Source organism: Enterobacter sp. DC1 (assembly GCF_000568075.1).
GTDB classification, from domain to species: domain Bacteria; phylum Pseudomonadota; class Gammaproteobacteria; order Enterobacterales; family Enterobacteriaceae; genus Enterobacter; species Enterobacter asburiae.
This window is the reverse complement of sequence record NZ_AZUA01000003.1, coordinates 1-13,421: the sequence shown is the minus strand read 5'-3', so window position 1 is coordinate 13,421 and position 13,421 is coordinate 1. Positions and strand designations below refer to the sequence as shown.

At 52.8% G+C, this 13,421-nt stretch carries 10 protein-coding genes, 1 tRNA gene and 2 rRNA genes; 9 read left to right on the top strand and 4 right to left on the bottom strand.

The genetic code is table 11. The features are described from left to right. The first annotated feature begins 123 nt into the window (after nt 1–123). Together P346_RS11675 and P346_RS11680 are read left to right on the top strand one after the other, a co-directional pair. Nucleotides 124–288 (top strand): DUF2556 family protein, encoded by a 165-nt coding sequence (locus P346_RS11675; RefSeq protein WP_023309432.1) that lies wholly within the window; start codon nt 124–126, stop codon nt 286–288. 139 nt (nt 289–427) lie between these two features. Then, the gene (locus tag P346_RS11680) at nt 428–2,509 is read left to right on the top strand and encodes a putative bifunctional diguanylate cyclase/phosphodiesterase (protein WP_032659648.1); all 2,082 of its coding nucleotides are present in this window, start codon (nt 428–430) and stop codon (nt 2,507–2,509) included. Here the strand turns inward: P346_RS11680 and envR are convergent. Then, nucleotides 2,425–3,144, bottom strand: coding sequence for an acrEF/envCD operon transcriptional regulator (gene envR, locus P346_RS11685; RefSeq protein WP_032659645.1), 720 nt, complete (start codon nt 3,142–3,144; stop codon nt 2,425–2,427). The two genes, P346_RS11680 and envR, sit on opposite strands and share 85 nt — an antisense overlap. Nucleotides 3,145–3,532: 388 nt before the next feature. Between envR and P346_RS11690 the strand changes: the two genes are divergently transcribed. The 7 genes from P346_RS11690 to P346_RS11720 all read left to right on the top strand — a co-directional run bounded on the left by P346_RS11690 (nt 3,533) and on the right by P346_RS11720 (nt 12,947). After that, complete coding sequence (locus P346_RS11690; protein WP_032659643.1) at nt 3,533–4,672, top strand: efflux RND transporter periplasmic adaptor subunit; 1,140 nt, start codon at nt 3,533–3,535, stop codon at nt 4,670–4,672. A gap of 11 nt (nt 4,673–4,683) precedes the next feature. After that, nucleotides 4,684–7,797: an efflux RND transporter permease subunit gene (locus tag P346_RS11695; protein ID WP_032659640.1), complete on the top strand. Its 3,114-nt coding sequence runs from the start codon at nt 4,684–4,686 to the stop codon at nt 7,795–7,797. 301 nt (nt 7,798–8,098) lie between these two features. Continuing rightward, the gene (locus tag P346_RS11700) at nt 8,099–8,320 is read left to right on the top strand and encodes a lipoprotein (protein ID WP_008502867.1); all 222 of its coding nucleotides are present in this window, start codon (nt 8,099–8,101) and stop codon (nt 8,318–8,320) included. Nucleotides 8,321–8,793: 473 nt separating this feature from the next. Then, entirely contained in the window at nt 8,794–9,819 is a 1,026-nt protein-coding gene (locus P346_RS11705) for an amino acid ABC transporter substrate-binding protein (protein WP_024906309.1), read from the top strand. A gap of 67 nt (nt 9,820–9,886) precedes the next feature. Continuing rightward, a complete protein-coding gene (locus P346_RS11710) occupies nt 9,887–11,068 on the top strand; it encodes an amino acid ABC transporter permease (RefSeq protein WP_032659638.1) in 1,182 nt (393 codons plus the stop codon). A 9-nt stretch (nt 11,069–11,077) separates the two neighbouring features. Beyond that, the gene (locus P346_RS11715) at nt 11,078–12,181 is read left to right on the top strand and encodes an amino acid ABC transporter permease (RefSeq protein ID WP_032659636.1); all 1,104 of its coding nucleotides are present in this window, start codon (nt 11,078–11,080) and stop codon (nt 12,179–12,181) included. Nucleotides 12,182–12,188: 7 nt separating this feature from the next. Continuing rightward, nucleotides 12,189–12,947: an amino acid ABC transporter ATP-binding protein gene (locus tag P346_RS11720; RefSeq protein WP_014171880.1), complete on the top strand. Its 759-nt coding sequence runs from the start codon at nt 12,189–12,191 to the stop codon at nt 12,945–12,947. A 106-nt stretch (nt 12,948–13,053) separates the two neighbouring features. On the opposite strand, the gene rrf (P346_RS11725) is transcribed toward P346_RS11720, so the two are convergent. The 3 genes from rrf (P346_RS11725) to rrf (P346_RS11735) form a co-directional block, all read right to left on the bottom strand. Beyond that, nucleotides 13,054–13,169: ribosomal RNA gene (gene rrf, locus P346_RS11725) — 5S ribosomal RNA — on the bottom strand. Nucleotides 13,170–13,212: 43 nt separating this feature from the next. Beyond that, nucleotides 13,213–13,288: transfer RNA gene (locus tag P346_RS11730), tRNA-Thr, on the bottom strand. Between the two features lie 14 nt (nt 13,289–13,302). Then, nucleotides 13,303–13,418 (bottom strand): 5S ribosomal RNA (gene rrf / locus P346_RS11735). Between the last annotated feature and the right edge of the window lie 3 nt (nt 13,419–13,421).

The following is a 13,421-nucleotide window of genomic DNA, read 5'->3' as shown; positions in this document are numbered from 1 at the left end:
CTTTTTTATTACCTGTGCCTCTCCGTCAACGCATTGTAAACCTTCGCCTCTCCCGCTTTTAAACCACGGTTTTTCGTGTATATTTCCCCCACCTTACTGGCGATTTTCTCGCGGAATGACACAATGATTCGTAAATACTGGTGGCTGGTTGTCTTTGCAATCTCCGTTCTCATTTTCGATACACTCCTGATGCAGTGGATTGAACTGATGAGCACCGAAACCGATAAGTGTCGCAATATGAACTCCGTTAATCCGCTGAAACTCGTGAACTGCTCAGAGCTCGACTAACCGCCCGATTGCGCAAACCACCCCGTTATTACCCACTAAAAACGGGGATTTAAATCCCTTTGAGCCATTACCTGACGGTGATAATGTCTCGCCCTTCTCAACCGCTCTAGCGTAACCCCACACTCGAGTAGAACCGTCCATGCTGGTCAGCCAATACAACCATATCCTTGTCGTCCTCTCCTTTGTTGTTGCCATTCTTGCTGCGTATACCGCGCTGAACATGGCTGCACGCGTCGCCGGGAGTGAGGGCGTCGCTGCCCGCGTCTGGCTGGCTGGCGGCGGTATTGCTATGGGCATCGGCGTGTGGGCCATGCATTTTATCGGCATGCTGGCGATGGACCTCTCCATGAGCATGAGCTACAACGCCACCCTGACGGTGCTATCCATGGTCATCGCCGTAGGTTCGTCGCTGTTTGCGCTATGGCTCGTGAGCTGCGAGCAACTACGCCTGCGCCGACTGCTGCCCGGCGCGCTGGTGATGGGGAGCGGTATTGTTGCTATGCATTACACCGGCATGGCGGCGCTGGAAGTGATGCCCGGGATTATCTGGGACAAGGTCTGGGTGGCCATTTCGGTCGTGATTGCGCTTGCCGCTTCGCTCGCGGCATTATGGCTGACCTTCCGCCTGCGTCGCGAAGCCGCGCAGGTCGTGCTGATGCGCATGGGTGCCGCCATCACGATGGGAATTGCCATTGCCGGCATGCACTATGCCGGGATGAAAGCGGCGCAGTTTCCGATGTCCACAATGGTTCACCATGAGGGTATCAACGGGAGCTGGCTGGCGGTGCTGGTCAGCGTCGTCGCGCTCTCTATTCTTGGGATCACCCTGCTGGTGTCGATGCTGGATGCCCGCCTTCAGGCACGCACCGCCCTTCTGGCCTCGTCGCTGGCAGAAGCTAACCGGGAACTCGCTCAACTGGCGCTACACGATACCCTGACGCGTCTGCCTAACCGTATCCTGCTGGAAGACAGACTCGATCAGGCCATCAGCAAAGCCGATCGTGAAGGGAACCACTTTGCCCTGATGTTCATGGATCTTGACGGCTTTAAAGCCATCAATGATGCCTACGGCCATGATGTCGGTGACAAACTGCTGGTCGCCGTTACGCAGCGTCTGCTGCTTCTCCTGAAAGGCCAGTTCACCCTTGCACGTATCGGCGGTGATGAATTTGTTCTGCTGGCAGAGGGAGAAGGTCCGGACGACGCGGCATCGCTGGCAAATTCGCTGGTGCGCGCGATCGATAGCCCGTTCAATCTCAGCCCCTATGAACTGGTAGTGACCCTCAGCATTGGTATCGCGCTCTACCCTCACGACGGCAAAACCGAGCGTGAGCTGATGTTTAACGCCGACGCGGCGATGTATCACACAAAGCATATGGGCCGTAACGGTTACCACTTTTTCCAGCCCTCCATGAACACCCTGGCGCAGACCCATCTCCAGTTAATGAACGATCTGTGGATGGCGATCGATCGCAATGAGCTGCGCCTGCTGTATCAGCCAAAATTTCACGCCCCGGCGGGCCCGGTCCTCGGATTCGAGGCATTATTGCGCTGGCAGCATCCTAAGCAGGGGCTACTGACGCCGGACCTTTTTCTGCCGCTGGCGGAAAAAACGGGGCTAATCGTCCCCATTGGCAACTGGGTGATTAATGAAGCCTGCCGCCAGCTGCGGGAATGGCATCTCCAGGGGCATCAAAGCTGGTCAATGGCGGTAAATCTGTCGACACTGCAGTTTGAACAACCTTCGCTGGTTAAAACGGTTCTCGACTGCCTGGCACTTCACCAGGTGCCACCGGAAATGTTGATCCTCGAAGTGACGGAAACCACGGCGATGAGCAACCCGGATGAGAGCGTACGCGTGCTGACAGAGCTGACGGATGCAGGCGTGAAGGCCTCCATTGATGATTTTGGCACCGGATATTCGAGCCTGCTGTACCTCAAGCGCTTACCGGCCTGCGAGTTGAAAATCGACAGGGCGTTTGTGAAAGAGCTCAGCGGCGAGAGCGAGGATGCCACTATTGTCTCAGCAATTGTGGCTCTCGCTAAAACACTTAACCTGAAAGTCGTGGCTGAAGGTGTGGAAACCGAAGCGCAGCAAGCCTTTTTAACCGAGCTTGGCTGTAACACTCTTCAGGGTTATCTGTTAGGTAAACCCGTCAGCGCGCAGACCATAGAAGCACTTTGTGCCCGAGGGGAAATGTTACCTGGCGCTGAGCAGTAAGCCCCCTCATCTGGCGACACGCGAATAACCGGGAGTGTCGCCAGTATGCTATCGACCAGAGCGGGAGCCTGCTGATAAAGGTTAAAACTGTCGTTATTCATTAACCAGTTTTTGATTATTCCGCTAAAAAAACCGTGAAATACAATTAAGGTGAGATCAACATTCACCTGTGGCGAAATGATGTTCCGCGAAATACAGGTCTCCAGCGCGGCACGTAGCGTGTCATCGTTGAATCCGATACGCTTTCTGATTTCACGCTCAGAAATCATATCACTGCTAAATTCACACTTATGATACAGAATTTGTAAAAGCGCACATTGCCGGGGCTCATGGGCAATATACTGCAGAGCAGTAATAAATTGCTCACGAAGTTTTAACAATGGATCGTCATTATCGGAAAGCGAAAGCCTGTCGTGAATAATGTCGCGAAGCGGTAATTGGTGTTCCCAGATGGCATTAAATATTTCAGATTTACTGGTGAAGTGCCAGTAGATCGCGCCGCGCGTCACCTTAGCGGCATCAGCGATATCCGTCAGCGTCGTGCTGGCTACGCCACGCGTGGCAAACTGTCCGATAGCCGCCTCGATCAGTTGCTGCCGGGTTTGTTGAGCCTCTTCTTTCTTTTTACGCGCCATAGGCAACTACTCGTTACTCACAAGGTTTAAAGGTCATATTGCGTTCATGCAAATGTAAGTATTCACTAAAATCCGTTTTAATTTTGCACAAAAAAAGTCACCCATCTTGATTTATAATTAATACAAATACATCCAATTAATTAAATTGACGGAATGAATAATTATAAAATATTAAACTCATTTACCGGGTTAACATGCCTGAACTATATCCCAGAATGAAGCCTGTCTAATTCTGATTTTCTTCTACAAGCATGGTCATTCGCACTTATAAATTAAAAAACATTAAATACCCTCATTATTATACGCAGCTACATTTTATTTTTATCCCTCTGCCCCCTGCTACCGATTCGCGACATATATCGGTTAATGGGTATTTAAAGGAACAGTAATGACGAATCATTTCAGACGCTTGCCCTTATCCGGTTTCATTGTCTGCACGGTACTGCTCACTGGATGCGATGGTCAGGAAAATCAACAACAACATCTGCAGGCGCCTCAGGTCAGCGTGCATATTGTGAAAAGCGCGCCCCTGGCTGTCACCACTGAACTCCCGGGCAGAACAGATGCATTTCGCGTTGCGGAAGTTCGTCCTCAGGTTAGCGGCATTATCCTTCGCCGTAACTTCGCGGAGGGTAGCGATGTAAAAGCGGGCGAGTCACTCTATCAGATTGATCCTGCGACCTATCAGGCAGCCTATGACAGCGCGAAAGGCGAACTGGCGAAGGCTCAGGCGGCGGCCAATATTGCACACCTGACGGTGAAACGTTATCTCCCGCTGGTAGGCACCCAGTATGTCAGTAAGCAGGAGTATGACCAGGCCGTGGCGACGGCTCAGCAGGCAGATGCCAGCGTGGTTGCCGCAAAAGCCGGCGTTGAAAGCGCACGTATCAACCTTGCCTACACCAAAGTGACCTCTCCGGTTGATGGTCGTATCGGGAAATCCAGCGTGACCGAAGGGGCACTGGTGACGAACGGGCAAGCCGCAGCGCTGGCAACGGTCCAGCAGCTCGATCCGATTTATGTTGATGTCACCCAGTCCAGTAATGATTTTATGCGCCTGAAACAGACGAGCCTGCAAAAAGGTGATATCGCCAGCAGCGTTGAGCTGCTGATGGAGAACGGGCAGCTCTATCCGCTGAAAGGCACATTGCAGTTCTCTGACGTCACGGTCGATGAAAGTACCGGCTCGATTACCCTGCGCGCCATTTTCCGGAACCCTCATCATCTGTTGTTACCCGGCATGTTCGTTCGCGCCCGCATTGATGAAGGCACCCAGCCGGATGCGATTCTGGTACCACAGCAGGGCGTGACCCGAACACCGCGAGGCGATGCGACCGTCCTGGTGGTGAACGATAAAAACCAGGTTGAGCCGCGAACCGTCGTGGCCCCTCAGGCAATTGGCGATCGCTGGCTGGTGACGGAAGGGCTGAAAAACGGTGACCGCGTGATTGTCAGCGGGCTACAGAAAGTCAGACCGGGGGTAACCGTCGTTGCCACGCCGGATACCACCACGACGCCAGCCGGTTAAGGGACGAGGACATGGCTAATTTCTTTATTCAGAGACCGGTTTTCGCCTGGGTACTTGCCATCATTTTGATGATTGCAGGCGGGCTGGCCATTCTCAAACTTCCCGTCGCACAGTATCCGACCATTGCCCCTCCCGCCGTGGCAATATCCGCGACCTACCCGGGAGCTGACGCTCAAACGGTGCAGGATACCGTGACCCAGGTTATCGAACAGAACATGAACGGTATCGATAAGCTGATGTATATGTCCTCCACCAGCGATTCAGCGGGTAACGTCACCATAACCCTGACCTTTGAGTCAGGAACCGATCCGGACATCGCCCAGGTGCAGGTGCAGAACAAGCTGCAGCTCGCCATGCCGCTGCTGCCGCAAGAGGTACAGCAGCAAGGGATTGGCGTGGAGAAATCCAGCAGCAGCTTCCTGCTGGTTGCCGGCTTTGTTTCAGACAACAAAAATCTCACGCAGAATGACATCTCTGACTATGTCGCGTCGAACGTCAAAGATGCCATCAGCCGAACGTCTGGTGTCGGTGACGTTCAGCTGTTTGGCGCTCAGTATGCGATGCGCATCTGGCTCGACAGCAACGCGATGAACAAATACCAGCTGACGCCGCAGGATATTATCAACCAGCTGAAAACGCAGAACGACCAGATAGCGGCAGGCCAGCTGGGCGGAACGCCGTCCATTCCAGGGCAGCAGCTGAATGCCTCAATCATCGCGCAAACCCGCCTGAAATCACCTGAGGAGTTTGGCCGCGTGACGCTTAAGGTGAACCAGGACGGCTCGATGGTTCATTTGAAGGACGTGGCTCGCATTGAGCTGGGTGGCGAAAACTATAACATGGTCACTAAAATCAACGGGCAGGCGGCAACCGGTCTGGGGATTAAGCTGGCAACCGGGGCAAATGCGCTGGACACTGCGGCAGCCATTAAGAGCAAGCTGGCGCAGCTGCAGCAGTTCTTTCCGCAGGGGCTGAAAGTCGTCTATCCCTATGACACCACCCCTTTTGTGAAAATCTCCATTCACGAAGTGGTGAAGACCCTGTTTGAAGCAATCATTCTCGTCTTCCTGGTCATGTACCTGTTCCTGCAAAACCTGCGGGCGACGCTCATCCCGACTATCGCGGTGCCGGTGGTTCTGCTGGGTACCTTTGCGGTTCTGGCGGCATTCGGTTTCTCCATCAATACCCTGACGATGTTCGGCATGGTGCTGGCGATAGGTCTGCTGGTCGATGACGCTATTGTGGTCGTTGAGAACGTTGAACGCGTCATGGTCGAGGACAAACTGCCGCCGAAAGAGGCCACGCAGAAGTCGATGGAGCAGATCCAGGGCGCACTGGTCGGGATCGCCATGGTGCTCTCGGCGGTCTTTATTCCGATGGCCTTTTTTGGCGGCTCGACGGGGGCAATCTATCGCCAGTTCTCGCTGACTATCGTTTCCGCCATGGCGTTATCCGTACTGGTTGCGCTAATCCTGACGCCCGCCCTCTGCGCAACGTTGCTTAAGCCCATATCCGGCGACCATCATGATAAAAAAGGTGGTTTCTTCGGCTGGTTTAATGCGCTCTTTGATAAAAGCGTGGAGCACTACAGCAACAGCGTGAGCGGTATTTTGCGTAAGACAGGGCGCTATCTGGTGGTGTACGTCATTATTGTCGGTGGTATGGCGGTGCTCTTCCTGCGCTTGCCCACCTCCTTCCTACCCGAAGAGGATCAGGGGGTGTTTATGACGATGGTTCAACTCCCGGCAGGTGCAACCCAGACGCGTACTCAGCAGGTCCTCGACCAGGTTCAGGATTACTATCTGAACAAAGAGAAGGCGAACGTAGAATCCGTCTTTACCGTAAACGGCTTTAGCTTTAGCGGCCAGGGTCAGAACTCCGGTATTGCATTCGTCAGCCTGAAGCCCTGGGAGGAGCGCCCGGGGTCGGAAAATGGTGTCGAAGCCATTGTGGGTCGCGCGACGAAAGCCTTCAGTCAGATTAAAGATGGCCTTGTGTTCCCGTTTAACCTGCCTGCAATTATTGAGCTGGGTACAGCCACGGGCTTCGACTTTGAATTGATCGATCAGGCTAACCTGGGGCATACCCAGCTGACGCAGGCGCGTAACCAACTGCTCAGCATGGTGAAAGAGCACCCTGACCTGCTGGTTCGCGTGCGCCCTAACGGTCTTGAAGATACGCCTCAGTTCAAGCTGGATGTCGATCAGGAGAAAGCGCAGGCGCTAGGCGTCAGTCTTTCTGACGTCAACCAGACGATTTCGACGGCCTTAGGTGGCAGCTATGTGAACGACTTTATCGATCATGGGCGCGTGAAAAAGGTCTACGTCCAGGCCGACGCAAAATTCCGTATGTTGCCAGGCGATATTAACAACCTTTACGTGCGCAGCGCGAATGGGGAAATGGTCCCGTTCTCTGCCTTCAGCAACGCTCACTGGGTCTATGGTTCACCTCGTCTGGAGCGCTATAACGGGATGCCCTCTATGGAGATCCTGGGTGAATCCGCTCCGGGTAAAAGTACCGGTGAGGCCATGGCTATGATGGAAAGCCTCGCGGCAAAACTGCCTTCCGGCATCGGCTATGACTGGACGGGGATGTCTTATCAGGAGCGTCTCTCGGGTAACCAGGCGCCTGCACTGTACGCCATTTCACTGATCGTAGTTTTCCTGTGCCTGGCAGCGCTGTATGAAAGCTGGTCCATTCCGTTCTCCGTCATGCTGGTTGTGCCGCTGGGGGTCATTGGGGCGCTTCTCGCAGCGTCGCTGCGCGGATTAAATAATGACGTCTATTTCCAGGTCGGTCTGCTGACGACGATTGGTTTATCGGCGAAAAACGCCATCCTGATCGTCGAATTTGCTAAAGACCTGATGGATAAAGAAGGCAAAGGCATTATTGAAGCCACGCTGGAAGCTTCCAGGATGCGACTTCGACCGATCCTGATGACGTCTCTGGCCTTTATCCTTGGCGTCATGCCGCTTGTGATCAGCACCGGTGCCGGGAGCGGCGCGCAAAACGCCGTCGGTACGGGCGTTATGGGGGGAATGCTTTCCGCAACGCTTCTGGCGATTTTCTTCGTGCCCGTTTTCTTTGTGGTTGTTCGGCGACGGTTTACTCACCATAAAGAGTAATGTTCCCTGAAAAGGCACCTTTGGTGCCTTTTCATTTTTAACATAAACAACGAATTAGGTTTTCATAAAGGAAGCATTAAGAATATGATGATTTGCATTAAGTAAAAACAGTCTCTTGCAACTCCATAATGTCTCCATTAATTCCTCCTGAAACCGACTTTTCTCCACGATTTTTACAAACTACATAATTTGAGATTATTCCTCGTGTAACGAGGACTTACCCCGGTGGTAAAATAACCTCCAGTTCGTTAATAGCCCTCCTGGCTTTATAGCGGATGAGAAATAATACTGAGGTAACATCATGAAAAGATTCATTTCCGTTGCACTTCTCGCTGCGCTGCTTGCTGGTTGCGCGCACGACTCTCCATGTGTACCGGTTTACGACGACCAGGGCCGACTGGTTCATACCAATACCTGTATGAAAGGCACCACCCAGGATAACTGGGAGACTGCGGGTGCTATCGCCGGCGGTGCTGCCGCTGTAGCGGGTTTGACGCTGGGTATTGTTGCCCTGACGAAGTAACATCTGTTGAGAAAGCGCGGCTCTGGCCGCGCTTTTGCTTTCAATGAGTGCAGTATTTTCAAATAAGTAAAAAAATAGCCCCGTATTTATTCACGTAATTAATCTAAGCCTGAAGTCAGTCACAACTTTTTCGCATACTCATTCAAATTACTTATTCTATCGTGATGATTTTCACACATTAATATTATTGAATACCCTGCCAATATTCACCCTGGAAACTATCTCTTCTTTTTGCTGACCCGACTCAAAACTTTTGCTCCGATTTGTGGCACAGGTTGTAATTTCGCACCGTTTCGGGGCGCTCGTTTTATTTAAGCCTGTCTACACTCAGCATTAAGCGTTCACTCGTCTCTTATTTTATCGAACGCAAAACTGGCATTACGTTTGCTTTATAAACGTTGGCCAAAGCCACAGACAGGTTAAGCGTTTAAAAACGCCTCTATAACGATAAATTTCGCCACACAGGATGCATTATGAAAAAGACGATGATAGCCAGCCTGGCCGCTGCAGGCATGTTGTTTGCCGTAGCCGGTCAAGCCCATGCGGGAACGACACTGGATGCCGTTAAAAAGAAAGGTTTTGTTCAATGTGGTATCAGTGACGGTTTGCCTGGCTTCTCTTATGCCGATGCGAACGGCAAATTTACCGGTATTGATGTGGATGTCTGCCGTGGCGTTGCAGCCGCCGTTTTTGGCGATGACAGCAAAGTAAAATATACCCCGCTGACGGCGAAAGAACGCTTTACGGCGCTGCAGTCTGGCGAGGTCGACATGCTCTCCCGTAATACCACCTGGACTTCCTCCCGTGATGCAGGCATGGGGATGTCATTTACGGGCGTGACCTATTATGACGGCATCGGCTTCCTGACCCACAATAAAGCCGGCCTGAAAAGCGCCAAGGAACTGGATGGTGCCACCGTTTGTATCCAGGCGGGCACCGATACCGAGCTGAACGTCGCGGATTATTTCAAAGCAAACAACATGAAATACACCCCGGTGACATTCGACCGCTCGGATGAATCGGCCAAAGCGCTGGAATCCGGCCGTTGCGACACGTTGGCCTCTGACCAGTCACAGCTGTATGCCTTACGCATTAAGCTGAGCAACCCGGCAGAGTGGATTGTCCTGCCTGAAGTGATCTCCAAAGAACCTCTCGGCCCCGTCGTTCGTCGTGGTGATGAAGACTGGTTCTCCATTGTTCGCTGGACGCTGTTTGCCATGCTGAACGCAGAAGAGATGGGCATCAACTCCAAAAACGTTGATGAAAAAGCCGCTAAGCCATCCAACCCGGATATGGCACACCTGCTCGGTACAGAAGGTGATTTCGGCAAGGATCTGAAGCTGGATAACAAGTGGGCTTATAACATCATCAAACAGGTGGGCAACTACTCTGAGATCTTTGAGCGCAACGTGGGATCGGAAAGCCCGCTGAAGATCAAACGCGGCCAGAACAATCTCTGGAACAACGGCGGTATTCAGTACGCACCACCAGTACGTTAAGTCATAGCTGTAACGGGCACTGCTCCGGCAGTGCCCACTCCAGAGTCATGGTTACTGAGGTTTCTTTATGTCCCATCGCCGCTCAGCCGTAAAAGGATCGCTATCCTTTTCTCATCCCGCGGTCCGCGCCTGGCTATTCCAGATTATTGCTATTGTTGCGGTTGTTCTCATCGCCGTGTATCTCATCCATAACACCATCACCAACCTGAATAACCGCGGTATTACCTCCGGTTTTGCGTTTTTAGACCGCAGCGCGGGGTTTGGTATTGTTCAGCACCTTATTGATTACCAGGAGGGTGACACGTACGGACGCGTGTTCATGGTCGGTTTACTGAATACGCTGTTGGTATCGGCGCTTTGTATCGTCTTCGCGTCGATACTGGGCTTCTTTATTGGCCTGGCGCGTCTTTCTGAAAACTGGCTCCTGCGGAAACTGTCGACTGTTTATATCGAGACGTTCCGCAATATCCCCCCGCTCCTGCAGATCTTCTTCTGGTATTTCGCCGTACTGCGTAACCTTCCCGGTCCCCGTCAGGCCGTCGACGCGTTTGAGCTGTTTTTCCTGAGTAACCGTGGGTTGTCCATTCCTTCTCCTCAGCCGGGTGAAGGCCTGTACGCTTTTATCGGCGCGATTGTGATAGCGCTTGCGCTCTCTGCGGGGGTATTCCGTTTTAACCGCAAGCATCAGATAAAAACCGGTCAGCTCCGTAGAACCTGGCCCACGGCTGTCGTCCTGATCGTTAGCCTGCCGCTGATCGCACACTGGCTGTTTGGGGCCGCGCTGCACTGGGACATTCCACATCTGCGTGGCTTTAACTTTCAGGGCGGGATGGTATTAATTCCCGAGCTGGCAGCCCTGACGCTGGCGCTGTCGATTTATACGTCCGCGTTTATCGCAGAGATTATCCGTGCAGGGATCCAGGCCGTTCCTTATGGACAGCACGAGGCGGCACGCTCGCTGGGATTACCCCATACCGTGACGCTTCGCCAGGTCATTATTCCGCAGGCTTTACGGGTCATCATTCCCCCCCTGACCAGCCAGTATCTCAATATTGTCAAAAACTCGTCGCTGGCCGCTGCCATTGGCTATCCGGATATGGTGTCACTCTTCGCCGGAACCGTGCTTAACCAGACCGGACAAGCCATTGAAACCATCGCCATCACGATGTCTGTCTATCTGATCATCAGCCTGGTGATTTCACTGCTGATGAACCTTTATAACCGCCGTATAGCACTGGTCGAGCGCTAAGGATCTATGATGACAAAAGCGATACTGTCGCACTCCTCGCGCCCTGCCAACTCGACAGGTGGACGTTTCATTCTCTGGGCGCGTAAGAATCTGTTCTCCAGCTGGAGTAACAGCCTGCTGACGATTGTCTGCCTGTGGCTCATGTGGGAATTGATTCCTCCCCTGCTGAACTGGGCGTTTTTACAGGCAAACTGGGTCGGTTCAACCCGAGCAGACTGCACAAAAGCCGGCGCCTGCTGGGTGTTTATTCATGAGCGCTTCGGCCAGTTTATGTATGGATTGTATCCGCATGAACAGCGCTGGCGGATTAATCTGGCGCTGGTTATCGGCCTGCTCTCTGTCGCGGCCATGTTCTGGAAAAAGCTGCCTCATCGTGGACGCTATATTGCCGTCTGGGCAGTGGTTTATCCGATTATTGTCTGGGCGCTGTTGTATGGCGGTTTCCTGGGGCTGGAACGCGTTGAAACACGCCAGTGGGGCGGGCTGACGCTGACGCTGATTATCGCTTCAGTGGGGATAGCCGGTGCTTTACCGTGGGGGATTCTACTGGCCCTGGGACGGCGTTCAAAAATGCCGATCGTCCGCGTGCTCTCCGTTATCTTCATTGAGTTCTGGCGCGGCGTACCGCTTATCACCGTTCTGTTTATGTCGTCGGTCATGCTGCCGCTGTTTATGGCAGAAGGTACCACTATCGACAAGCTGATCCGTGCCCTGGTGGGGGTGATTCTCTTCCAGTCCGCCTATGTCGCTGAAGTTGTGCGAGGTGGTTTGCAGGCGTTGCCTAAAGGCCAGTACGAAGCGGCGGAATCACTGGCTCTTGGTTACTGGAAAACGCAGGGACTGGTCATTCTTCCACAAGCACTCAAGCTGGTCATCCCGGGTCTGGTCAACACGATCATTGCCCTCTTCAAGGATACCAGCCTGGTGATCATCATTGGATTGTTCGATCTCTTTAGCAGCGTGCAACAGGCAACCGTTGACCCTGTCTGGCTGGGTATGTCCACCGAAGGATATGTCTTTGCAGCTCTGATCTACTGGATCTTTTGTTTTAGCATGTCGCGCTACAGCCAGCATCTGGAAAAGCGCTTTAACACCGGGCGTACACCGCACTGAGGAAATTATGAGCCAAATAACTATGACACCCGCCGACGCGATGATTACGCTGGAAAATGTGAATAAATGGTACGGACAATTTCATGTCCTGAAGGACATTAATCTTAAGGTAAAGCAGGGAGAGCGCATTGTCCTTTGCGGCCCTTCGGGCTCCGGAAAATCCACAACCATTCGCTGTATTAATCATCTTGAAGAACATCAGCAAGGACGCATTGTGGTTGATGGCATCGAGCTGAATGAAGATATCCGCAATATCGAACGCGTACGTCAGGAAGTGGGAATGGTATTTCAGCACTTTAATCTGTTTCCGCACCTGACCGTTCTGCAGAACTGTACGCTTGCGCCAATTTGGGTACGAAAAATGCCGAAAAAGGAAGCGGAGGCATTAGCCATGCACTACCTTGAGCGTGTACGTATCGCAGAGCATGCCAATAAATTCCCTGGCCAGATATCGGGTGGCCAACAGCAGCGTGTGGCTATCGCCCGTTCGCTGTGTATGAAACCGAAAATTATGCTGTTTGATGAACCGACATCTGCCCTGGATCCGGAAATGGTGAAAGAGGTTCTGGACACCATGATTGGGCTGGCGCAATCCGGTATGACCATGCTGTGTGTGACGCATGAGATGGGGTTTGCGCGAACCGTGGCCGACCGGGTGATCTTTATGGACCGCGGGGAGATTGTTGAGCAGGCACCGCCGGATGAGTTCTTTGCGCATCCAAAGTCAGAACGCACGCGAGCATTCCTGTCGCAGGTGATTCACTAGTCTTTTGCTCTGCCGGGTGGCGGCTTCGCCTTACCCGGCCTACCGTTTTTTCGGCGCATAAACGCAAAAAGGCCATCCTTTCGGATGGCCTTTTTGCTTATTTGATGTCTGGCAGTTCCCTACTCTCACATGGGGAGACCCCACACTACCATCGGCGCTACGGCGTTTCACTTCTGAGTTCGGCATGGGGTCAGGTGGGACCACCGCGCTAAAGCCGCCAGACAAATTCTTTTACTTCTTGCCGAACTTTAACCTAAGTATAAAGTGGTGCTGATACCCAGAGTCGAACTGGGGACCTCACCCTTACCAAGGGTGCGCTCTACCAACTGAGCCATATCAGCACGCTAAATTTGATGCCTGGCAGTTCCCTACTCTCACATGGGGAGACCCCACACTACCATCGGCGCTACGGCGTTTCACTTCTGAGTTCGGCATGGGGTCAGGTGGGACCACCGCGCTAAAGCCGCCAGGCAA

Excerpts from the sequence above, each read along its gene's own strand:
- P346_RS11675 (WP_023309432.1), top strand. The coding sequence starts at position 124 with ATGATTCGTAAATACTGGTGGCTGGTTGTCTTTGCAATCTCCGTTCTC.
- P346_RS11680 (WP_032659648.1), top strand. The coding sequence starts at position 428 with ATGCTGGTCAGCCAATACAACCATATCCTTGTCGTCCTCTCCTTTGTT.
- envR (WP_032659645.1), bottom strand. The coding sequence starts at position 3,144 with ATGGCGCGTAAAAAGAAAGAAGAGGCTCAACAAACCCGGCAGCAACTG.
- P346_RS11690 (WP_032659643.1), top strand. The coding sequence starts at position 3,533 with ATGACGAATCATTTCAGACGCTTGCCCTTATCCGGTTTCATTGTCTGC.
- P346_RS11695 (WP_032659640.1), top strand. The coding sequence starts at position 4,684 with ATGGCTAATTTCTTTATTCAGAGACCGGTTTTCGCCTGGGTACTTGCC.
- P346_RS11700 (WP_008502867.1), top strand. The coding sequence starts at position 8,099 with ATGAAAAGATTCATTTCCGTTGCACTTCTCGCTGCGCTGCTTGCTGGT.
- P346_RS11705 (WP_024906309.1), top strand. The coding sequence starts at position 8,794 with ATGAAAAAGACGATGATAGCCAGCCTGGCCGCTGCAGGCATGTTGTTT.
- P346_RS11710 (WP_032659638.1), top strand. The coding sequence starts at position 9,887 with ATGTCCCATCGCCGCTCAGCCGTAAAAGGATCGCTATCCTTTTCTCAT.
- P346_RS11715 (WP_032659636.1), top strand. The coding sequence starts at position 11,078 with ATGACAAAAGCGATACTGTCGCACTCCTCGCGCCCTGCCAACTCGACA.
- P346_RS11720 (WP_014171880.1), top strand. The coding sequence starts at position 12,189 with ATGAGCCAAATAACTATGACACCCGCCGACGCGATGATTACGCTGGAA.